This window comes from Paenibacillus aestuarii (assembly GCF_027789125.1).
Lineage (GTDB): Bacteria > Bacillota > Bacilli > Paenibacillales > NBRC-103111 > Paenibacillus_E > Paenibacillus_E aestuarii.
This window is the reverse complement of the sequence record NZ_JAQFVF010000063.1, coordinates 1-21,600: the sequence shown is the minus strand read 5'-3', so window position 1 is coordinate 21,600 and position 21,600 is coordinate 1. Positions and strand designations below refer to the sequence as shown.

At 43.3% G+C, this 21,600-nt stretch carries 21 protein-coding genes and 1 pseudogene; 7 read left to right on the top strand and 15 right to left on the bottom strand.

The window, feature by feature from the left end; translation table 11 throughout:
- A pseudogene (locus O9139_RS23375) lies at positions 1-191 on the bottom strand (IS110 family transposase); the annotation flags it as partial.
- 379 nt (positions 192-570) lie between these two features.
- Between O9139_RS23375 and O9139_RS23370 the strand changes: the two are divergent.
- The gene (locus O9139_RS23370; RefSeq protein ID WP_270884168.1) at positions 571-864 is read left to right on the top strand and encodes a hypothetical protein; all 294 of its coding nucleotides are present in this window, start codon (positions 571-573) and stop codon (positions 862-864) included.
- A gap of 519 nt (positions 865-1,383) precedes the next feature.
- Here the strand turns inward: O9139_RS23370 and O9139_RS23365 are convergent.
- The 3 genes from O9139_RS23365 to O9139_RS23355 all read right to left on the bottom strand — a co-directional run bounded on the left by O9139_RS23365 (position 1,384) and on the right by O9139_RS23355 (position 5,828).
- Positions 1,384-2,622: a Ger(x)C family spore germination protein gene (locus tag O9139_RS23365; RefSeq protein WP_270884167.1), complete on the bottom strand. Its 1,239-nt coding sequence runs from the start codon at positions 2,620-2,622 to the stop codon at positions 1,384-1,386.
- Between the two features lie 1,533 nt (positions 2,623-4,155).
- Positions 4,156-4,818, bottom strand: coding sequence for a response regulator (locus O9139_RS23360; RefSeq protein WP_270884166.1), 663 nt, complete (start codon positions 4,816-4,818; stop codon positions 4,156-4,158).
- Positions 4,819-4,838: 20 nt separating this feature from the next.
- Positions 4,839-5,828, bottom strand: a complete 990-nt coding sequence (locus tag O9139_RS23355) for a sensor histidine kinase (protein ID WP_270884165.1) — start codon at positions 5,826-5,828, stop codon at positions 4,839-4,841.
- A 396-nt stretch (positions 5,829-6,224) separates the two neighbouring features.
- On the opposite strand from O9139_RS23355, the gene O9139_RS33430 reads away from it, so the two are divergent.
- Entirely contained in the window at positions 6,225-6,422 is a 198-nt protein-coding gene (locus tag O9139_RS33430) for a GerAB/ArcD/ProY family transporter (RefSeq protein WP_377524490.1), read from the top strand.
- A 479-nt stretch (positions 6,423-6,901) separates the two neighbouring features.
- Positions 6,902-7,120, top strand: coding sequence for a hypothetical protein (locus tag O9139_RS23350; RefSeq protein ID WP_270884164.1), 219 nt, complete (start codon positions 6,902-6,904; stop codon positions 7,118-7,120).
- 30 nt (positions 7,121-7,150) lie between these two features.
- On the opposite strand, the gene O9139_RS23345 is transcribed toward O9139_RS23350, so the two are convergent.
- The 6 genes from O9139_RS23345 to O9139_RS23320 form a co-directional block, all read right to left on the bottom strand.
- Complete coding sequence (locus tag O9139_RS23345; RefSeq protein ID WP_270884163.1) at positions 7,151-8,317, bottom strand: YbfB/YjiJ family MFS transporter; 1,167 nt, start codon at positions 8,315-8,317, stop codon at positions 7,151-7,153.
- Positions 8,318-8,470: 153 nt separating this feature from the next.
- A complete protein-coding gene (locus tag O9139_RS23340) occupies positions 8,471-8,794 on the bottom strand; it encodes an NIPSNAP family protein (protein ID WP_270884162.1) in 324 nt (107 codons plus the stop codon).
- Positions 8,795-8,874: 80 nt separating this feature from the next.
- A complete protein-coding gene (locus tag O9139_RS23335) occupies positions 8,875-9,618 on the bottom strand; it encodes an SDR family NAD(P)-dependent oxidoreductase (RefSeq protein ID WP_270884161.1) in 744 nt (247 codons plus the stop codon).
- A gap of 108 nt (positions 9,619-9,726) precedes the next feature.
- Positions 9,727-10,266 carry an NAD(P)H-dependent oxidoreductase gene (locus tag O9139_RS23330; RefSeq protein ID WP_270884160.1) on the bottom strand — a complete coding sequence of 180 codons (540 nt, stop codon included), beginning with the start codon at positions 10,264-10,266 and terminating at the stop codon, positions 9,727-9,729.
- A gap of 1 nt (position 10,267) precedes the next feature.
- A complete protein-coding gene (locus O9139_RS23325; protein ID WP_270884169.1) occupies positions 10,268-10,600 on the bottom strand; it encodes an NIPSNAP family protein in 333 nt (110 codons plus the stop codon).
- A gap of 94 nt (positions 10,601-10,694) precedes the next feature.
- On the bottom strand, positions 10,695-11,264 hold the full coding sequence (locus tag O9139_RS23320) for a TetR/AcrR family transcriptional regulator (protein WP_270884159.1): 570 nt from the start codon (positions 11,262-11,264) through the stop codon (positions 10,695-10,697).
- Between the two features lie 168 nt (positions 11,265-11,432).
- On the opposite strand from O9139_RS23320, the gene O9139_RS23315 reads away from it, so the two are divergent.
- Positions 11,433-12,332 carry a LysR family transcriptional regulator gene (locus O9139_RS23315; RefSeq protein ID WP_270884158.1) on the top strand — a complete coding sequence of 300 codons (900 nt, stop codon included), beginning with the start codon at positions 11,433-11,435 and terminating at the stop codon, positions 12,330-12,332.
- A 61-nt stretch (positions 12,333-12,393) separates the two neighbouring features.
- Positions 12,394-13,506, top strand: a complete 1,113-nt coding sequence (locus O9139_RS23310) for a GerAB/ArcD/ProY family transporter (RefSeq protein WP_270884157.1) — start codon at positions 12,394-12,396, stop codon at positions 13,504-13,506.
- A gap of 200 nt (positions 13,507-13,706) precedes the next feature.
- On the opposite strand, the gene O9139_RS23305 is transcribed toward O9139_RS23310, so the two are convergent.
- Both O9139_RS23305 and O9139_RS23300 read right to left on the bottom strand, forming a co-directional pair.
- Entirely contained in the window at positions 13,707-14,873 is a 1,167-nt protein-coding gene (locus tag O9139_RS23305; RefSeq protein ID WP_270884156.1) for a Ger(x)C family spore germination protein, read from the bottom strand.
- Between the two features lie 45 nt (positions 14,874-14,918).
- Complete coding sequence (locus O9139_RS23300; protein ID WP_270884155.1) at positions 14,919-16,412, bottom strand: spore germination protein; 1,494 nt, start codon at positions 16,410-16,412, stop codon at positions 14,919-14,921.
- Between the two features lie 400 nt (positions 16,413-16,812).
- Here O9139_RS23300 and O9139_RS23295 point away from each other — a divergent pair, with 400 nt between their 5' ends.
- Together O9139_RS23295 and O9139_RS23290 are read left to right on the top strand one after the other, a co-directional pair.
- A complete protein-coding gene (locus O9139_RS23295) occupies positions 16,813-17,865 on the top strand; it encodes an alpha/beta fold hydrolase (protein ID WP_270884154.1) in 1,053 nt (350 codons plus the stop codon).
- A gap of 663 nt (positions 17,866-18,528) precedes the next feature.
- Positions 18,529-19,617: a GerAB/ArcD/ProY family transporter gene (locus O9139_RS23290; protein WP_270884153.1), complete on the top strand. Its 1,089-nt coding sequence runs from the start codon at positions 18,529-18,531 to the stop codon at positions 19,615-19,617.
- Between the two features lie 440 nt (positions 19,618-20,057).
- On the opposite strand, the gene O9139_RS23285 is transcribed toward O9139_RS23290, so the two are convergent.
- The 3 genes from O9139_RS23285 to O9139_RS23275 all read right to left on the bottom strand — a co-directional run.
- The gene (locus O9139_RS23285) at positions 20,058-20,306 is read right to left on the bottom strand and encodes a tautomerase family protein (RefSeq protein ID WP_270884152.1); all 249 of its coding nucleotides are present in this window, start codon (positions 20,304-20,306) and stop codon (positions 20,058-20,060) included.
- A 60-nt stretch (positions 20,307-20,366) separates the two neighbouring features.
- A complete protein-coding gene (locus tag O9139_RS23280; protein ID WP_270884151.1) occupies positions 20,367-21,104 on the bottom strand; it encodes an SDR family NAD(P)-dependent oxidoreductase in 738 nt (245 codons plus the stop codon).
- A gap of 22 nt (positions 21,105-21,126) precedes the next feature.
- A partial coding sequence (locus O9139_RS23275; RefSeq protein WP_270884150.1) for an NAD(P)H-dependent oxidoreductase occupies positions 21,127-21,600 on the bottom strand: 474 nt, incomplete at its 5' end.

Sequence of the window (21,600 nt, the reverse complement as noted above, 5' to 3'; positions counted from 1 at the left end):
ATCCATCGAAGAAGATTTTGAAATCCTTCTTCATCATTCGTAAAGGATATTGGATTACCGACCACGATTCCACGAAAATTAACTGCACGTGCGACGTGTGCTTGTTGAGCGATGTCGATCCCGACAACGAGATGCTGAGCGGTAATTTTTTCAATGAGTTGATTTTGTTTGTTCTGAGCTTTAAACTTCATAGTAGAGCGTCCTCCTGGATGATGGGATTTTAAGGGCTATGACCCGTTGCGTACTCCCATCGTACCGAGGCGCTTGTTTTTTTGCAAAGCTTAAGATTAACGCTCTACAGGAATGCTAGCGTTATCGTCCGTCAGCTTCGTCTTGCCCCTTCCATCTAGCTTCATTTTATACAGGAACCACCCATATATATTAAAATTCTTTGCGGCCCACGAACTCATTAATTATAAACATAAAGAGTTTGGGATCAAACGTGCAGTAAAGTCAACTTTGGCTGTTCTTATTAGCGTATTTGGTATTAATGGTCCGCTTACAAAAATGAATGCACAAATATTACTGAGTGAAATGCGTGCAAATATCGATTGAGCTGCACTTGCAAAATTGACTACATTGGAGTTAGTAAAGTCTCAAGACGAAGCACAAAAAAAGAATAATGATTCGATGCGTCCTAAATCTTACTATGTAGGGTATCCGGACCGAGAAATGATAAAAGAATATGCAAGTCGTTATAAAAAACTAGACGAATCTATCGCTGCTAAGATTCTAAATGACTATTGCACCCGACTTAAAATAAAGAATGCGAAACGGTTTTCTGAAGATGTTATTTTAGCTATTTTTTCAAATAGTAATCCACCACTAATTAGGCAAAATGAAGAGCAATCCCCCCTTCTCTAATGCGGTTTGTGGCATCAATAATAATTAACATCATTAAATAAAATGCACTTTTTGTATAACCATAAAAAATCTGGATTCTCATGGAGGTATGTTCATATTGGCTAGAATGAATCAGCGAGAGGTTGATGAAATTAAACTTAATGAGAAGTTATCTGCATTCCCCTTGGTAATTTCCCCGGCAGCAACTATCTAATGACACAAAGTTCGCCTTTATCGAAATTTGTGTCAATTTAACTGCCAGTTAATGATGGATGCCTCGCCTGCATCTAACAGATCAGAAAAAGCCGGCGTACTGAACTCAGTCAAATAATTAAAACCTGCTCCACAAAGGAAGCAGGTTCTTTGTAATACATGGCTGTAACCAGGCTTGAGATGTAATTATTCTCCTGCCAGCATTTCTTCAGATTAGTTTCATCCTCAACTAATATTTCGCATAATTAGTACCTTTGGCGCGTACGATTTCCGCTGGCCAATCCTCAATCCACACCATCAGATTCCGGATGAAACGACCGTTTCCGTTCATATGGCCTTCATCCCAACACGTCGAATTTGCACTTTGACTTGGACATCTACCTTAAGATCGGGGTACATGTTCTGCCATTGTTCTTCCGTTTTAATATGTTGATCCCAATACTTCCACTGCCTTGACCGGATATGTTCACCGAAGCCGAAAATATCCGCCCCTTTCATCTGTGTGCGATGAATAAAGTCCAGATACAGCTTAACAGCATCCTGCTCGAGCTGCCTCTCCATCAATTGAATGATATCATGGCTCAACTCCACTTTTTCGTTTGATTTCTCCCTAATATTGCCCTCGACCATGACTTTCACCCTCACGTGCGGCTTGCCATCTTCAATGTCGACCTTGGTCAGTGCCTTTCGACTCCTACCGCTATATTCCAAATATTCGGATGTACCCGGAAGCTTCACATACGCCTGACTGCTTGACGGATTCATCCCCATTAAACCCATGTAGAGTGTAATATCAAACCCATCTGTTGTTCCTACTAATTTATCTCCTCGGAAATAGGCAAGGCCGCTGATTTGTATATTGTTCTGACCATCAAGCTCACAATACGGCAGGAACCCTTCTTTCCCTTTGGCTGAGGATGAACTCCAGAACAGTCCCAAGAAATCATTGGGAAACCGGCCCATTTTGACCGCTTCATCCATCGTCGTCATTAAATAGAGAGAGGGTACCCGTTCCAATTGAGGCGAGGCCTTCATAATGTCCATGGCCTTGCTTTTGGAAATAAACATCCAACTCATACGGCGAATGTCAGGATTGCGGCGAAAGTAATCGTTCAAATTGACAAGTCCGTTTTGTGCAACTTCCTTAGCTACAACAATGACACGCAGATGACCAAAAAAGAGTGGGGGCGCAATTCGCTGCTGCAAACCGTTAATCGCGTCATCAATCGTATGCCCCACACCGCTGACCACCCATACCGTCTTACTCCCGCCAGCACTGCTTTCCCCGCCTCCTGTCCCTGGACCCAATGGAATTCGTCCTGGAACTGCAACTTGTACGGTCAGCCGAATCATCTTCTGACCTGGGATTTGCAGATGACCTGGCTTGTGTGAAAGCGGCAGCTCTTTCTTTTCCGCGTCCGGCTCCGCTTGATCGATGCCTATTCCGAGAATAACGGCACGTTCTTCAATCTCCTGACGGTCCCAGCAGCCTGAGAGAGACCAACAAATGACAAGGAGCAGCATTCCTTTCAAGACAGAGAACAGCCCAATTTTACTCGTCATCATTCATCTCTCTCTTCTTTAAGAATACCGGCAATGGCGCAAATTGTAGGTCGGTGTTGTGAAGGAGCCGATCGTTGTCAGCGCGATCACAACTACGGTATTAGGCTTACGAAGACTGCTACAACCTCTGCCTGCCCGATGACCCTACAATGGAGAGACCGCCGACCTGCTGAGTCGCCAAAGCGTCGCTTTGTGCAACACCTCCATCGTCCCCTCCATAAGTAGTAGTTCCATCACCGACGTAAACGGTACCCTTCTCTGCCTCCCGCCACCGGATGCTGATCCATATACCGATCAGGGGCGATCATCTGAGGACGCTTATTCTTCACTTACATCCGTGATGGTATCGGCGGCCGATATTGCATCAATGCCAAGAGACATCCGAATCCACCTCACCTATCTCAGGATGTGCTTTGGCTTAGTATATCCCTCTCTCTTTATATCCATGTATTTTTTCCCAATTGGATGAACGAAAACTTGATTCTTAGTATCAAATAATTCCCAGCAGATACTACAATTTTAAGATCACTTGTCGGCAATCGGACAATGTTCTTGTCACGAATCGGGAATCGGATCAAGTTCTTGTCATTGACAAAAGACAAGAACTTGATCCGATAACTAAAAAAGCCCACGGTTTACGCGGACTTCATTCGGACAATGTTCTTGTCATCCGACAAGTTTTTTGTTCGTATATATTGTTACACATTATATGACTTGATTTTTCTAATATAAAAAAATAAGTCTGTCTTCAATTACTTTACTCGCTAACTTGTTGCACAGTCCGCTGACGGTAATTGATAGTTTAAAATTGAATATAAGATTAAACCCTCCTATTTCTAGAAAAACTAGTGTTAACACAACTTGGGAGGGTTTCTTATTATGAATTTGAAGGATCTGTGGGAGCTGTTTGAAGCTGATAACGTATCTTGGGATTTAGTTCCCACACAATGAAAGCATACGCTTTACAATTAAAAATGTTAGTTCTGGATCTTGGTCGATATTACGGCGAATGTATATCCACACCGATTCCGTTATACTTATGCCTGCCAATTGTTAGATAACGGTGCACCATTAGAATTTTATTCAGGGGATGCTCGGACATGAGAAAGCGTCTAAAACTCAAATTTACGCCCAACTGCGCGGTGAGCGTAGGAGAGGTCGTTATTTTTAAGTATAAAAATGAATTATTTAATTAACTGTATTGAAGTCTTGAGTATCATATTTGATTTATTATTTAGAAGCATAAGTTTGCCGTGGTAAATTGGAAGCATAAGCATTCTAAAGCGACAAACTTATGGGTTAAGTTACACGCACCATCAAGCTGGATTTATTCACGGACATTCGCTCCACTCTCCTGTTAACTGATTTTGCTCTCATTGACGCCTCCCCTTTCGATTTAGCTTACAATTGGATTGTAGCAGCATTGGATCGTAAGCAAATCTGTGAAAAGTCATTTGTATGGTCAAAAAAAAGCATGACATTTGATCGCAAATCATGATAAATGTCATGCTCTATGCCAAAAGTCATGCTCTTCGTTTAACTTAGATGACGAACGGAATATAATGCAGCCTGTGTTCGATCACGAAGCCCTAATTTCGCTATGAGATTGGAAACGTGATTCTTCATGGTGCCTTCTGTCAGGAAGAGTGATCCTGCAATCTCTTTATTGTTCAGCCCTTGGCCTAACAAAGCCAAAATTTCTTTCTCGCGTTCCGTTAACAGCTCCAAATTAGCTGGCCGATTATGCGAAAGCAGGTTCGCATCATGCTCCTTCTGTTCGGTCAGTTGTTTAATTTCCTTGAGCAGCATCGCTGTAATATCGTGCTGGAACACCGTCCCCCCATTGTAGACGGTTTGAATGGCGCTAACGATTGCCTCCGAACGCATATCTTTTAATAAATACCCATGGACCCCTTTTTCCAATACTTTCATGATTAACTCGGCATCATCAAAAGTGGTTAGAATCAAGACTTTCGTCTCCGGAAAGTGCTTGAGGATTAATTCACTTCCTTCCACGCCATCCATGCCAGGCATTCGAATATCCATTAACACGACATCCGGCTGCCATTCAGCCACTTTGGTATAGGCGTCTCTCCCGTCCACGGCCGTGCCCACCACTTCTATCCCCGGCTCCAATCCGATGATCGTCGCAAGACCATCTCGCATGAGCCGCTGATCGTCAACGATTAAAATTCGCAATGATTACGGCCTACTCCTAGTTATGGATAAGGAAATTGAGCTATGACAGCAAAGCCGGTATCCTTTTCCTGACTAAAATGTACTTCGCCCTGCCATTCACGGACTCTCTCCTGTAAATTCAATAAACCAAACCCAGGCTGAAGTTTACCCGGCAGCTCTCCATCATTCTTTATGCAGAGGGAAAATCCCGCTTCACGATAATCTAATGAAATGATCGCATGTTTAGCCTGTCCATGTTTCTTCGCATTGGTCAAAGATTCCTGGACGATACGATAGACCGTTAACTGTAGATCACCAGGTAAGGTGACAGGTGTCCCTTTCAGCTCAAACCTGGTTTCAACTTTAGCGAATTTGCTAAACTCTTCAACTAACTTCTGAAGACTCTCATGAATCGAATTCGATTGAATCGGTTCATCACGGATTGCTCGTACGGAAAGGCGTACTTCTTGCAAGGCAGAACGAATTAATTCCTCACATTCTATATAAGCTTGCTCGCTGCGTAAAGCATCAAGCTTACTTAATTTGCGAGCCGCTTGCATTTGAACGAGCAATGCCGTCAATTTATGGCCGACTGTATCATGAATGTCTCGTGCGATTCTTACTCTTTCTTTAGCGGCAGCCCACTCTTCCATCTTGAGTGCGTTCAATTTCAAGCTCTCATGAGATTGCCTCAACTGTTCATACAGCATCAGCGTATCCTTGCGTGCATGTTGGTAAAAATTAATCAGATAGCTGACAATCCCTGCGAAAATGATAAAGGAACAAGTAATGAAATAACTAACTTCATCAAAACGATGATATAAATACCAGTCAATGCTGCCCATCGTTACCATATAGAGCAACAGTAACAAGATACAAGTGATGATGAGCGTCCGAATATTTTTAAAAAACATTAAAATAGCCAATGCTGTTATACCGACAAAAAGGTGATTCGGAAAATTCCCGCTGATATAGACATAGCCATACGAGGCGGAAACTAGGAATTTAGGATGAGCAGGTGAAAAATCCAATTTCGCTGGCTCTTCATGCTGGAATAGGAATAATTAACAATGAGAAATACAGCTAACGAGAAGAAAATAAAAACTTAATCGCCAAAAAATTGCAATAGAATTTTCAAAATAAAAGACCCCTGTCAGGGTTAAATCCAGTATGAGCTTGATCCCAAAAAACAATCTCCACGAACGAAATCCATTTCGTGATATCCATGTTGTTTGGAGCACGATGAATCCCCCTCCCCATAATCGCTTCCTTTTTCACATTTATCTACTAAAAGATAAAACAAATCAAAATGTCTTGTAATTATACATATTCGGCTGCATTCCTAAAATATTTTTGTCTTCAGAAAGGCTCGTTCCATTTGAATACTTGTGATGAAGAAGGAAATACATGACGTTAAGAGAATTTAAATGGAAAAAATAACAGGCACTCAATTAAGTTTATTAATTTTTCCCTGTATAGCCCCTACCGTTATTCTCGTCATCCCAGGATTGATGGCCAAAATATCCAAGCAAGATGCATGGATGACCATTCTACCCGCGAGTTTGATCGGTGCTTTAAGTATCAAATTCATTAATACATTTTGCTATAGAAACTCTGCTATGTAATTAGTTTAACCTTGGTAGACATATGATCAATAGCCGTTACCGTCATCGGTTCCGTTTCCGTGTTTCATAATTACTATACGGATTTAAAAAACTACTTAAGTTATTCTTACCCCATGGACGCTTTGTTTACTCAGATCATGCTGCCTCAAGCCCTGCTTTTAAATGATTCAATTAAGAGGGTATTAAGAAAAGCGGTCCTATAAGGTCACTGTTTCAAAATCATTTTACCAAACGGGGACAAGTCCCAATCCCGTCCCCTCACTCGCACCCGGCGCCGACAATGCAAACGGAGCCTTCACCGGCCCCGTGTACCCACCTACTGTAAGCAAAGCGTTATCGTACATCCTGACCCGACAATTCTTGCGTTCGGTCGGCGTACCGATCCGCCAGATGATTATCCGGCTGCGGCTGGAAGCGAGCGGCTCACTTGCTGCGTCACAGCACGTTGTCCGTCAAAGAAATTGCCGGGCATTGCGGTTATGTGGAGCACCATTATTTTTCCAAAGCATTCACAGCAGCTTTGGTATGACGGCCACTACTACCGCACCAAGTTCGCCTACCCGCTTCTGCGGCATATCGAGACGGACAGCTCCATCGAGGAAGCATACCCGATCAACATGAAAAAAGGCTTTGAATTGGTAAAACTGCCCGAGGCTTGTGAACGCTATCCTGCCATATTGTTAAAGAAAAAAGCCTGATAATTAGCAAGCTCCTTCATTCTAGATCATTCAATTCGATACTCTGAACGGCTTTCGGTTAGAACGTCCAATACCGATGGGCAAGCTGACAGCTCCCACAAAGACAATAACAGCAGCTCCGATTAAAGCGCTGAGATAGCTGCCATTCCTTGCAATCAAAAGGCCTGCAACGATCGGTCCGATAATTTGTCCCAAACTAAAACATGTGGTGAGCAGCCCGATGACTTTCCGATTGTTTGTCGGATACAAATCTTTGGCATACGCGACAAACAGCGTCGTTATTCCCATAAAAGTGACCCCGAACAGTATGGCACTGGCGAAAACAGTAGCTGTTGATGGACATAAAACAGGAATGATAATACCTAACGATTGAAGCATCATCGAGACAGTTAATGTCCACTTCTTTCCCCAACGAGCCGCTAACCACGACCAGCCGACACACGAAGGAATCGCCGCGATACCAACTAACGTCCAACTGAAACCAGCAATATTTGGGATGTTGGAAATCGTTTTGGCGAACGCAACAAGATAAGTCCCCGTAACAATGTAGCCTAAGCCTTCCAACCCATAAGCAATCATTAACCAGATTAAAATATTTCTAGCGTCCGCTGATGGAAGCGCCTGAGGGCTGATTGGCCCCTTCGTTCTAGATGACTTGTCTCGTAAAAAATAGCAGGCAGCGAGTCCTAGGATCAGGCTGATCAAGCCAAGCCCTTTCCATACCCCGCTCCAGTCACTATGCTTGGCAAGAAAAGGAACCGAAAGCCCAGTCAGCAGAATGCCTGCACCTACACCTCCGTAGAAAATTCCCGCTTGAAACTGCGTTAATCGTTCGAGAACGAAGCTTGAGGCGATGACGAATACGACAGCGCTGGCGAGCCCTGACAAGAACCGCAAGCCCAGCCAAAGGTCAAGGGTATGGAACACCCCCATTGCCCATGTCGTTACAACACTGACAATTAACCCTATCATTAATAGTTTGGATTTGCTTTTCACTTGGACAAGCGTCAGAAGAAACGCTCCGATCAAATAACCCAAATAATTGCTAGAAGCCAAGTATCCGGCACCCGCGGCAGAGAAAAGATGATGATCCATCATCATCGGAAGGATTGGCGTAAAGGCGAACCTGCCAATGCCCATAGCGACCATCAATGCTGCTATACCTCCAAGCATGACGAGTAATGACTGTCTCCTCATACCGTAACTCCCCCTTTCTTTATCCGCCTCTTATGTTACTACGCAGACTGCTATCTGAATAATATAGATTTACGATATTTGATATCTCGAATTCAGATGACCGAGGTGTTTAAAAGCAGTCCATTGAGACCATTGGACTGCTTTTAATTGAACTTATTCGGGTTGGAAGAATGGCGCATTTTTCAAATAAATAACATCAATTTTTTCATAAAGTCGACCGTTACGCTCTGTACGCTCTTCAAGCTCACGCCATTCCGGATCATCGAGAAAAGCTTGAAAATTTTTCTCGCGTGAGGCTAGGTCCTGATGCTCAAACACATAGTAGAACTGGTGTTTCGATTCATCCGTATCAATCCAAAAATTCGTTACTGGCATATGATGCTTCTCGAAAAGCTTCAAAGTATGATCGCGAAACCGATCCAACAACTCTTGCATGCGACCAGGAATCGCGTGGTAAATCCGTAGTTCATAGAGCATGACATCATCCTCCATTTTATAATCAATTAGTTAATAGGATTTACTTTGTTCGTTCCCTTTCATGAATGAGACAAGGGCTTTCACCATTGACCGGCATTTTGTCCACCATCGACGTGAAGAATCTCTCCGGTAACGTAAGTTGCTGATTCCAAATAAACAACCGCGTTAACAATATCTTGCACTTCGCCCATGCGGCCCACGGGATGCAATTTCGCTAAGAAATCGTGCGTTTCCACAGCATGCATAGGCGTTTTGATTACACCTGGCGCGACTGCGTTGACACGAATGCCCTTGTCCGCATACTCTATCGCCAGCGATTTCGTTGCTGCATTTAAACCGCCCTTCGTGATCGCGGCTAGTACAGAAGGCACAGCTTTGATCGGCTGCTCAGCTACCCCGCTGGCCGTAATGTTGACAATGTGCCCAGATCCGACCTTCAACATCTCGGCGGCCGCGAGCTGGCTCAGATAGAAGAATCCTGCCACATTAGTCGACAAAGCAGCTTCAAACTCTTCTCTTGTAATATCCGTGAACGATTTCGCGATAAAAATCCCGGCATTATTCACCAAGGTGTCAATGCGGCCAAATCGCGAGAGACCTTCTTGGATGACGCGCTGAGCGACTTCCGGTTTCGAAATATCACCAGCAACGAATGCAATTTGTTTACCGGATGGATCGATTTGTTTTGCCGTCTCGACCAGTGCCTCTTCGCGGCGTCCATTAATGACCACATTTGCTCCCAGCTTCACCAATTCAATGGCCAATGCTTTCCCCATTCCGCTGCTGCCTCCTGTAACAATTGCTACTTTACCTTGAAAACTCATGTCGTTAGCCCCCCATGCTGATCTATTAAAAGGTAAATGAATGTGTAAAATTTTTATTCGACTTACATGTTAGTTTTGCCATTGCGACCAAACTGTCTAATGTTCTAATTAACCAACCAACACTGGTTTCACACTTTTAATGTGGTTCACGTAATCTTTCGTACTTTGCGCCAATCGTTCATCTGTCAAGTTCGAGACATCACTGATCGCAAAATGCGGCAAGTATGTGCTACTTATAAATTGCGTAGTTGCTTCAAACGGACGTAAAATTTCTTGTAACGTAAACCGATTGGAACCATCCTGTTGATAGGACGCTGTAGTGCCATAAGTCGAGATCGCAACGCCGAATTCTTTGCCGGCTGTTTTGCTTCCATCCGGACCAAATGCCCAACCATATTGTAGTACGGAATCAAACCATTTTTTCAACAAAAAAGGCGCGCTGTACCAAAAGACAGGGAATTGGAAAATAACACGGTCATGCGTCTCAATCAATTGCTGCTCTTTAGCAACATCAATATTTTCATCCGGGTAGGCTTTATACAATTCATGAACAGTAATCTCATTATGCTTGCTCAATTCATTCAGCCATGTACGGTTTACGCGGGAAGTTTTAATGTTTGGGTGTGTAACGATTACGAGTGTTTTCATGTTAGTTAGCTCCATTCGTTAAATTATTATGATTGAAAAATGCGGCTTGCTTCATAAAAATACTTTCTTGCTTCTTCACCAAAGGTCCATCTTGTTCAGTCATCCGTTTTAACTCGATCCATTCCGGATCGCCGCGGAACTGCTCATAGTTCAGATTCCGTGTCTCCAGATCAGCGTGCTCGACTAAATAATATAGGCGGTTGTTCGCTTCATCCAGATCTTCCCAAAAATCCGTTATTTTCATCTCATGCTTAATAAATAATTGAATCACATGATCTCTGAATCGATCTTTAATTGCGCTCATCTTGCCTGGGTGCATATCATAAATCCGCAGTTCATAGATGATGTTTGCCAGCCCCTTTCAAGCTTTATCAACGAACCTATCTACTAAAAGGTAAAATCAATGATTAAAAAACATCCGCCTTATTCTAAGTCAAAGCGGATAGTAATCCATTGGCGATTAATTCGAAGCGATTAACATCGCGAAAACTTCTTGCAATCAATTGCGCGCCTTGAAGCGAAGCAAGAAATTGATGGGCCTGCGCTTCGGCATCACCTTTAAAAAATAAATGCCCTTCGCGGCGCCCTTGTTCAAACACCTGCTGCAGCCATGTCAAATTGGCGGAGAAAAAATTCGCCAATCCTTCCCTAACTTCCTCCGTTAAGGTGGCTAAGTCAGAGGATAACATGACACTCAGACAAGTACAGTTCTCTTGAACGGGTCCACTGTACAACAAAACGAACTTTTTCAGCTTTTCCAAATGATGATCGGTTTCGGTATCAATTTGCACACTTGCCGCAATGAAGTTTTTGAGATAGCGAGCAATTAGCGCTTCCCCTAAATCCTCCTTATTGGGGAAATAATAATGAATGCTTGCTGTCTTTATCCCGATTTTTTCTGCGATATGTGCATAGCTGAATCCGTTAAACCCGAACTGTTGAACGATCGCTTGAGCTGTATCCAAGATCAGCTCCGAGGTGTTATTTGTTTTCGTCATGACGCTATTCTACCTTTTAGTAGATACGAAGTCAATCTAAGTTTCTTGATCTTTAGTTACTTGAACTCGCTCATTTATCTTATAATTTTTTCGTTATCATGTATAATACGAATTGTTGATATCGTGTATCTCAGTTGTCGATACCTATTTTCAATACCGGAGGTCTATATGGATATTCAATTGCTGAAAGTGTTTCACACGACTGCCCAAGAAGGCAGTATTTCCAAAGCAGCTGCCAAGCTTAACTTTGCGCAATCAAATGTCACGCATAAGATCCAACAGCTGGAAGCCGATCTGCAGACGACGCTTTTTTATCGCCATAATCGCGGCATTACCTTGACTCCTTCTGGACAAATCCTCGTTACTTTCGCGGAAAAAATACTGAATGTCATTCAGGAAGCTAGGCATGCTGTTGGTGACTCCGCTGTTCCTTCCGGGCCGCTTCATATCGGTTCTATGGAGACAACCGCCGCGGTGCGTTTACCTAATCTTTTGACCAAGTATCATCATAGCTTTCCCAGCGTCGACTTTACATTAACCACCGGACCGACTGAGAAACATATTCAAGCTGTTCTTCATTATGAAATAAATGGAGCTTTCGTAGCCGGACCTGTCGACCATCCTGATCTCATCCAGGAGGAAGTGATCCACGAGGAACTCGTGTTCCTCACGTCTAAAAAACATCCCCCCATCACCAGTGTGAAGGATGTACAATTGCGCACACTATTAGTATTCCCTAACGGCTGTTCCTATCGAGCAAAATTGCTCCAGCTGCTCCAGGAAGAAGGCATACTCCCTGCCAAGGTAATGGAGTTCGGCTCGATAGAAACGATAATTGGCTGCGTCGGCGCCGGTCTTGGCATCTCACTCATGCCGCGGTCATTAGTTGCTGAAGCAGTTCGACAAGATAGGCTCCGCAGCCACAATATTCGAGAGGGCAACGCCATTATTACCACGGTGTTCATTCGCCGCAAAGACGCCTTAATGACGCCAGCACTGTCAGCTTTCATTTCAGAGATGCAAACTCATTTTTCTGAAATGCAGATTTCTCCTCCTAGCACCGTATAAGCGAACATGGATACGTCAACACTTGGAATAATTTCAATTTGGGGAGGAGAAAGAATTACTGGTGCAGACGGAAAAAATTTCAGGAACGCAAATCGGCTTATTGCAATTTACATTTGTCATGTCCACCATTATTTTAACCATCCCCAGATTGATGGTCGAATTTGCGAAACAAGATGCATGGCTCTCGGTAATTCCTTCTACCACTACGGGCTTCATCAGCATTTGGGTGATGATTACACTGTCGAATCGGTACCCGGGGTTAACTATCATTCAATACAGTTCCAAAATCGTTGGTAAATGGTTGGGGATGTGTATCGGACTCTATTACATCTACTTTTGGTTCATTTCCATTTCGGCGATTACGAAACAGCACACTTTTTTTATCAGTACTCTGCTGCTGCCCAACAGCCCTTCATATATTGGCAGTCTTACCGTTTTGATTTTGGCCGGTTTAGCGGTTTATGCCGGAATTGAGGTGATCGCTAGAAGCAATGAATTTCTGACCGTTTTGATGTTATTTTTTTGGTTCCCTCTATTTATTATGTCCATCGAGCAAGCAGATCCTGGTCAAATTAAGCCGGTTCTAGGAGAAGGCCTATGGCCAGTCATTCAAGGTTCTTTTAGTCCAGCAGGCGCTTATATGAATCAATTGTTTATTCTAGGCTGGCTTCTACCCTACCTGGATCAGCAGAAAAAAGCATACAAAACCTCGTTGATGGCATTAGTCGGTATATGTATACTCGTATTTGCCGTTGTCCTGATTACAATTACAGTTCTAGGTCCCTTAACAAGCAAATTAAACTATTCGTTTCTTAATGTTATTCAATATGCAGCGGTTGAGGGATCCTTTGAACGGTTGGAGTCCATTGCCGTGACGATGTGGGTCATGGGATCCTTTGCAAAAATCTCCTTAGCGTTGTTTATTTTATGTCTAAGCATCAACCAACTATTTGGTTTTCACAATTATCGTGAATTTATCGTGCCTCTTACACTTTTGTCTTTTATCGGATCTGTCTGGATTTTTAAAGATATCACTGGACTTTATGAATATGTTGCGCTAAGTTACCCGGTTGGCGGATTTTTCTCGCAAAGCCTCATCCCTTTGACGCTTCTCTTCATCGACACGTTGAAAAGAAAATGGAGCAAATCAGTGCTTCAAAATCACCTTCCCTAGAGGTTCGAATGCGAGATTAAACGGGATGATTACACTCGGGATTTCAACTCGAGCCAATAACAAGGAACCTAGAATTGCGGCAATTCCCATTAAGCTTCCATATATAGCGGCTTCTTTGTGTTTGTGATCGGCTAGTAAGGGCCGGATACGACTTATTGTCCATATTACACTTAATACGAGAAAACCGACGATTTGTACGATCATTTTACGATCTCCTTCTCTCCCAATTGCAACGGTGGACCCGACATGCCTGATTCACTGATCGTCAGCTTCACATCAATCGACACGTCAACCTCCGGATACGTCTTGTCCCACGATGCTTTCAATTTTTTCCAGGCTTTCGGATTATGGCGATAAATGGCTTGACCGAAGCCAAAACTATCGGTTTGATATTGCTCCTGGACTTTGAATACGGCTTCTTTCACCTGCTGTTTAAGCGATTTCTCTATGGCTTTCTCGACCAGTTTCAGATTCGCTTTTTGTCTGATATCCAAAGTAGTATTATTTTCAATTAAACTTCCTTGACCCTGCAATTGGAGCTTGAGTCTGACTTGATCTCCACTGAAGTCCGGCTTGATCGAACCTTTAATGTGCGTAAATAACACGCCCACATTCCCGCCTTTTTCTTCCAATTCCGCACTCACCCGGCAAAACTTCATACCGTTCTTCACCCAGAGATAACCGGTCGTTTCTTTATCGTTTAAAATTCCTGTTAACTTATAGTCTTTAAAAATGGCCGTCCCTGCCAGCTTAAATTTGTTATTTCCATGCAATGCTTGGGATGGATCCTCAAGCTCAATGACGCCCATGATGGGACTAATACCTTCGCTTGCCGCTGCCAAAAAAAAGTCGCGCAAAGTAACGCCCGACTCACTACCAAGTATTTCCATTTCCTTCACAGCCTCAATAGAAACTTGTTCAAAAGGATATTGAGCCTGCAAAATGTCCCTAGCTTCCGCCCCTTTGACCACCATGATATAGGTTCTTAACCGGTTGCGCGGATCATGCGTGAAAATATCCAGCACCTCTTCAATTCCGTGCTTGGCCAAACGCTCACTTATAAAAACAACGCTGCGATGGGCGGTGAATAACATACGTGAGGTTTTTTTCTGCAGTATTTGAAGAATTTCCGTAACATTCTTCCCTTTTGCCGAGATCATAAAAAATTTCTTCTGTTGGCCGCCTCCCCCACTCTTGCTGGCATCGACAGGGATTGCGATTTGAAAGGAAACGATTAAATCGCCGTCATCCGCGATGTCACCAGCCGCGCCCGATATGAATGCGAGATCGTTGATTTCCTTGCGGTCCCAGCAACCGCTAGTCAGACACATCGTCAATAATAGAACGATACACAGAAATGGTTTCATACAGCCGCTCCTTTCCTCACCTATGACCGATTGATACCTGAACAATTACTTCCTATTGTTGGAGCTAGGCTTCGGTATTTTCGCTTGTCGAAATAAAATGCTCTTAAAGCCTTTGAGCGAAAGTGGGAGAATTGGAGAGAAATAGGGGACACCAAATGAGCGAAGCGCTGTGACATGAATGACAATGGCTAGAAATCCGAGCACAATACCATACAATCCAAGCGTTCCAGCCAAAATCAGCATAGGAAAACGCAGTAGACGAATGCCATTTGCAAAACTATAACGGGGAATCGTAAAAGCGGCGATCCCGGTAATCGAAACGATGATGACGACTGGTGCCGATATAATCCCTGCTGCAACGGCTGATTGCCCAATAACCAAAGCTCCAATAATACTAATCGCTGATCCGAGCTGTTTGGGCAGACGAATCCCCGCTTCCCGCAGTGCTTCAAAGACGATTTCCGTAAATAAAGCTTCAATAACGGCTGGAAAAGGGACTTCCTCCCTTGAAGAGGCGATACTCAACACCAGATTCGTCGGAATCATTTCCTGATGGAACGTTGTAATCGCCACATAGAGCGGTGGTGCAAAGACCGCAATAATAATGAATAGAAATCGTATCCAACGAATAAAGGTAGCGATTGGCTGACGAAGATAATAGTCCTCGCTGGCCTGCAGACCACTCCAGAACGTCATCGGCACTAATAAAGCAAATGGCGTCGTATCTGTAAGTATCGCTACTTTACCTTCCAAAAGTCCTGCCACAACCACATCTGGCCGCTCTGTCGAATGCACTTGCGGAAATGGAGAGAAGCTATGATCTTCAATGAATTCCTCAATATAGCCTGATTCCAGAATAGCTTCGGTTTGTATTCGCGATAGCTTCGTTCTAACTTCCTCCAGCACAGTTTCGGAAACAACCCCAACGATATAAGTGATCACGACATAGGTCTGGGAAAGTTCTCCAATCGTCATCGCTTCCATTTTCAGCTTCGGAGTTTTCAATCTGCTGCGAATGAGTCCGATATTCGTACCGATGTTCTCTATAAATCCGTCCTTAGGACCTCGAATAATCGGTTCTGACGAGGATTCTCCCAATGCTCGTTTGGTCGTACCGATAACCTCGGCAATCAATGCATGACGATTTCCTGCCGTCAGTACTGCCGCGTGGCCATTTAGTACTTTACGAACGATGTCATTGACTTTGGCCGAAACCAACGTCTTTCCGACAGCTATCAACGGGACATCCGGACTATCGTACTCGCCGCTCAGCCATTCATATTCATGAACGCCAGATAGTAAAGGCTCCAAAATATTATCGTTAACTATTTTTTCTTCAACCAAAGTCGCAAAATAGATGATCATCCAGCGTAATTGACCTTCTATTCGAACGTTGCGGCAAACGAAATCAGCGCTGTTTGCGAATATATGTTTCAGCATCTTTTCATTCTGATCTAAATCCGTGGTCAATGTAAGCTCTTCTTGTACCTCCGATAAAGGTTCCTCCGGAATCGTTACAGCATCAGAATGAACAAGCATCCTCCCAAACCATTTCAATTACGAAACCCCCAATGCATACAATACGTATATTTTTCCATCTTACAGATGAAATATTCCAGCCGCATCCAGATGCGCTCAATAAATTCCCTCTTTAAAAAGAAGACCTCAGAAAGATTTTGAGAAATTCTTTATAATGTACTAAAAATGGGCTGTCTCAAGATGAGGCAGCCCGGTTTTGGATTAACTTAGTCCCGTAAATAAACTAATTGTTCAATAGTTAATGCAAGGATCACAAGACACGGCGAAAAGGTACTGGAAAGAGACAGACGGCTTTGTTCGTCTGATACTTATTTTTTCCTTTTCGTTATGAATATGGGTTATTGGGCTAGGGAAACTTAACTGTTGATGGTGAAATGATGAAATCAATGGAGGAATAGTGATGTTAAGAAGTAAATTTAAGGCTCTAAGGATGGCGAGATGGCTGATCATAACGCTAATGCTTCTCCCCTTATACTTGGCAACCTACAAGCAAAATGTCGCAACGGGAACAGAACCGACAATTATTTCTGCCTCTTCTGCCTCGGGTAGAACCGAGAGTACGGACGAAGAACTCGTTAACACGCTGCATGGTTTTCATAATGGAACTAAAACGGTCAATGGAATCAAACTTCACTATGTTGAAGGCGGCAAAGGCGAACCGCTATTTCTGTTACCAGGATGGCCCGAAACGTGGTATGAATATCGCAAAATAATGCCTGAGTTAGCTAAGTATTATCATGTTTATTCCATCGATATTCGAGGAATGGGTAGTTCCGATAAGCCTACAACTGGCTACGACAAGAAAACGATGGCGTCCGATATTTATGCTTTGATGAACGAGCTGGGTTATAAGAATATTTATATTGCAGGCCATGATATCGGGTCCACGGTTGCTTATGCTTTCGCGGCTAATTACCCGCATGCCACAAAAAAACTAGCCATGCTCGACATTTCACATCCAGACGACAACATGCTGAAGATACCGATCGTGGCACCACCTGGCTCGTACGATGTGAGTAATCCAGCCCGTGCAAAGTTCCCGTGGTGGTGGGCGTTTAACACCGTACCCAATTTGCCAGAACAATTGCTGCAAGGTAAAAATCTAGAAATAGCCTACAATTGGTTTTACGACTATTTATCCTATGATAAACCTGCTCTTAACCCAAAAGAAAAAGCGATCTATATAGCAGCCTATGCAAAACCTGATGCGCTTCGGGCAGCAAACGATTGGTTTCGTGCATTTCGCCAGGATATCGACGATTTCAACACATATAAAAAACTATCTGTACCGGTCTTGGGTATTTATGGTTCAACGGGCATTAGCGACCTGGGACCTTTCCTAAAAGAAAATACAATGAACCCGAAAGTTGTGGAACTCAAAAGAACCGGACATTGGATTCCAGAAGAGCAGCCTGAAGAAACCATTAAACAATTTAAGGAGTTTTTTCGATAAGAGGTTTTCAACTTAAACAATTGTTAACCCGCTCAAAACTATGCATAGTAACATCGAATGCCGCATAATTTGCGGCTTTTTTTATCTTATATAGTTCTTGCAAAATGGATAATAAGAACTTGATGACAACCCCAACAAGGGCCTTCATTTACTATCTTTCTGCAATTCTTGCAAGGGTGAAATCCCGCGAATAAGCGAGCATCCGCGAGAAAAATAATTCGTCCCGAGAGAGTTGAACAAAATCCTACCACACAGATAACCGTGTCCTGAAGTCATTTTCGCCGGTTATATACTGAATATTTTCAAATTCATTTAGGTCTAATCCCATCGAGCACACTCAGGATATATACAGTTATAAAACAAAAATAGCCGCAATATACACGGTAAATCTTAAGCCTAATTTATCGTTTAGAAAAGCATTCACAGCTGGGACATTCCAGTTGAATCAATCTTAAGTATTTAGAAAGTAATCTAGAAAGGCGAACAAGACCAGCTGCCGCCATGTCTCATTGTACAATCGTTCTCTGTCCTCTTATGGGGTTAGCCAATTTCTAACGGTTCGTTGTATCGTTTAAGAAAGAACTCGCAGTTACTAAGGGGTATAACCGAGCAGGCTTAAGTTAACAATTGGAGTAATACCGAGAGGAAGGAGCATAATTTGCATTGCAGACAGAAAAGATTTCAGGAACACAATTAGGGTTGCTACTATTTACATTTGTTATTTCCACAATTGTCCTAACCATCCCGAGATTGATGTTTGAAATAGCTAATCAAGATGCTTGGATAGCCGTGGTACCATCTACTACAACGGGCTTATTAAGTATAACGGTGATGGTAGAACTATCAAATCGATATCCTGGCATGAGCATTATTCAATACAGTTCTAGTATCATAGGAAAGTGGCTTGGAAAGTGTTTAGGAGTATATTATTTATATTTTTGGTTTATTTCGATTTCTGTTATGACGAAACAGCACACTGTTTTTATCAGTTCGCTTTTATTACCAAAGAGTCCGTCATATGTGGGTAGTTTTACAATTCTGCTGTTATCTAGTGTAGCCGTTTATGCTGGAATTGAAGTTATTGCAAGAAGTAATGAATTCCTTACTCCATTAATTTTAGTTTGCTTGTTTTCACTTTTAATTATTTCAATAAAGGAAGCAGATCCTGCACAAGTTAAGCCAATCTTAGGTAATGGCTTGTGGCCGGTAATTCAAGCGGCTATCAGCCCAGCAGGCGCTTTTATGAATCAATTTTTTATTTTGGGATGGCTTCTTCCATACTTAGATCAACCAAAGAAAGCTTGCAAAGTCTCGCTTATCGCATTGATAGGTATTTGTCATTCTGTGCTGAGTGTTATCTTACTTACGATAATGATTATGGGTCCCTTAACAAGTAAATTGAATTATTCATTTTTAAGTGTAATTCAGTATACTGCCATAAAAGGATCATTTGAACGTTTAGAAGCAGTTGCTGTTTCGCTATGGGTAATGGGAACCTTTGTTAAGATATCGTTATCGTTGTTTATTTTGTGTCTAAGTTTAGATCACCTTTTTAGTATAAGAAATTACCGTCAGTTTATAGTTCCATTAGCCCTTCTGTCCTTTATAGGTTCGATCTGGATTTTCAAAGATTATACTGATCTTAACGAATATATCGCTTGGACTTATCCGATTGGTGGATTTATCACTCAAAGTATTATCCCATTTGCACTTCTTTTAATTGACATGATGAAAAAAAGAATGAGAAAATAGAATGCCCTACTCCACCAACCTGCCCTCCATCTAGGATGGGAGAATGCACCATTCATTTGGTTTTTATAGGAACGTTATCCATTAACGTAAAAAATTAATTTAAGCGGCCTTTCATGAGATCATGTACTTCTTGTCACCCGACAGTTTTGTCGGATGACGAGAAATATGTATTGATCATCCTCATTACTCGAGCATACAAAGACAGCGCGGCAATTAGGAAACATTACCTTCAACCAATCTGCAAAGCCCCTTTATGGAAGCTAAGAAGGCAGCCGATTCAATGATCGACTGCCTTCATTAGCTATTATTTACATTTTGCTCTCCCAACTAATGTCACAATATGCAATTACCGTTCGCAGCATCGGATTGACAGCGACTTTGCAATAGACTGCTGATTGTTTATATCCTACCTGCAGCATTTTGACTTCATCCTTCTAGAATTAGCTTTCAGCGCCTGCCTTCTGCACAGCAACCTTCCGGCGATACTCCAGTGCCGGTAGTCCGCCCCAGCCCCAATTGTCAGTGTCGACTTCTTCAATTACGACGAAAGTCGATTCCAGCGGCTTATTCAGCACTTTAAGCAGCAATTCACTTACGCCCTTGATGAGGGCTGCTTTTTCTTCGGCGGTTACCGAATCACGGTCAGGAGTTGTGCCCTCTCGCGTGACTTGAATATTTACAATCGGCATAATGCATATCTCCTCATTCTTTACTTATTGGGTAGTACTTGGGCACTTCACCAGCTAAGATTAGTAGCCTGCACTCTGGCCGCCGTCCACGTGAAGAATTTCACCTGTTACAAATTTCGCGGAATCCAGATAAAGCACCGCTTCAACGATCTCTTGTTCTTCGCCCATGCGTCCCATCGGATGCAGCTTAGACAAAAATTCGTACGTTTCCGGCGCATGCATTGGCGTCTTAATAACGCCAGGCGACACGGCGTTCACGCGGATGCCACGTTTCGCGTACTCGATCGCCAACGCTTTCGTCGTCGAGTTCAGTCCGCCCTTCGTTAAGTTCGCAAGCGCGGAAGGCACTTGCTCCGTCGGAGAATCTGTCAGGCTTGTCGTGATATTAATGACGTGCCCTGTGCCTTGTTTCAGCATTTGCACAAGAGCACGCTGCGTCAGATGGAAGAAGCCGACTACATTCGTGCCCAAGTATCTTGTGAACTCTTCCTCGGTGTACTCCGTGAACGGCTTCGCGATGAAAATGCCCGCATTGTTGATTAGTGTGTCGATGCGGCCGAATTTCGCCAATGTTTCGTCGACTAGACTTTGTGCGACATTTGGATCCACGACGTCGCCAGCAACGATATGAACGTGCTTGCCTGTCGGATCGATATCTTTCGCGGCATCTGTCAGGGCTTGTTCACGGCGGCCGTTAATGACAACATTTGCGCCGCGCTTCACTAATTCGACAGCCATTGCTTTACCCAGTCCGCTACTGCCGCCAGTGATGACATATACTTTTCCTTGATTGCTCATTTTATTATGCTCCTCGCTTCTATTATTGTTGTCCAAAACCGATTTTCAATGCTGTTGCAATGGACACGGTTCGTTTGGCCTGATGTTCTACCGCTCCGCGTGCATCTTCTTTAATCGTGCCGTCTTGACCGACGGTTACGCTTGTACCGTATGGATTGCCTCCGGCCGTAAATACTGCCTGATCCGTAAATCCAGGCGCAGCGACGATGGCGCCCCAGTGGTACATAGATGTGTACAGCTGCAGGATCGTTTGCTCTTGTCCCGAATTCGGATTTGTAGCGGATGTCATAGCGCTCACGACTTTGTTAACTGTTTTACCTTTCGCCCATAAGCCACCGGTTGTATCGAGGAATTGCTTCAACTGCGCCGGCAAGTTGCCGAATCGAGTCGGCATGCTGAAGATAATAGCATCTGCCCACTCCAAATCCTCTACCGTCGCAATCGGTACGTTCTTAGTCGCTTCGAGATGAGCTTTCCAGGAGGGTTGGCCGTCCAC

Bases quoted from the DNA above. Each gene is read 5' to 3' on its own strand.
- O9139_RS23365 (WP_270884167.1), bottom strand. From the start codon at position 2,622: ATGATGACGAGTAAAATTGGGCTGTTCTCTGTCTTGAAAGGAATGCTG.
- O9139_RS33430 (WP_377524490.1), top strand. From the start codon at position 6,225: ATGGAAAAAATAACAGGCACTCAATTAAGTTTATTAATTTTTCCCTGT.
- O9139_RS23350 (WP_270884164.1), top strand. From the start codon at position 6,902: ATGTGGAGCACCATTATTTTTCCAAAGCATTCACAGCAGCTTTGGTAT.
- O9139_RS23345 (WP_270884163.1), bottom strand. From the start codon at position 8,317: ATGAGGAGACAGTCATTACTCGTCATGCTTGGAGGTATAGCAGCATTG.
- O9139_RS23340 (WP_270884162.1), bottom strand. From the start codon at position 8,794: ATGCTCTATGAACTACGGATTTACCACGCGATTCCTGGTCGCATGCAA.
- O9139_RS23335 (WP_270884161.1), bottom strand. From the start codon at position 9,618: ATGAGTTTTCAAGGTAAAGTAGCAATTGTTACAGGAGGCAGCAGCGGA.
- O9139_RS23330 (WP_270884160.1), bottom strand. From the start codon at position 10,266: ATGAAAACACTCGTAATCGTTACACACCCAAACATTAAAACTTCCCGC.
- O9139_RS23320 (WP_270884159.1), bottom strand. From the start codon at position 11,264: ATGACGAAAACAAATAACACCTCGGAGCTGATCTTGGATACAGCTCAA.
- O9139_RS23315 (WP_270884158.1), top strand. From the start codon at position 11,433: ATGGATATTCAATTGCTGAAAGTGTTTCACACGACTGCCCAAGAAGGC.
- O9139_RS23305 (WP_270884156.1), bottom strand. From the start codon at position 14,873: ATGAAACCATTTCTGTGTATCGTTCTATTATTGACGATGTGTCTGACT.
- O9139_RS23300 (WP_270884155.1), bottom strand. From the start codon at position 16,412: ATGCTTGTTCATTCTGATGCTGTAACGATTCCGGAGGAACCTTTATCG.
- O9139_RS23295 (WP_270884154.1), top strand. From the start codon at position 16,813: ATGTTAAGAAGTAAATTTAAGGCTCTAAGGATGGCGAGATGGCTGATC.
- O9139_RS23285 (WP_270884152.1), bottom strand. From the start codon at position 20,306: ATGCCGATTGTAAATATTCAAGTCACGCGAGAGGGCACAACTCCTGAC.
- O9139_RS23280 (WP_270884151.1), bottom strand. From the start codon at position 21,104: ATGAGCAATCAAGGAAAAGTATATGTCATCACTGGCGGCAGTAGCGGA.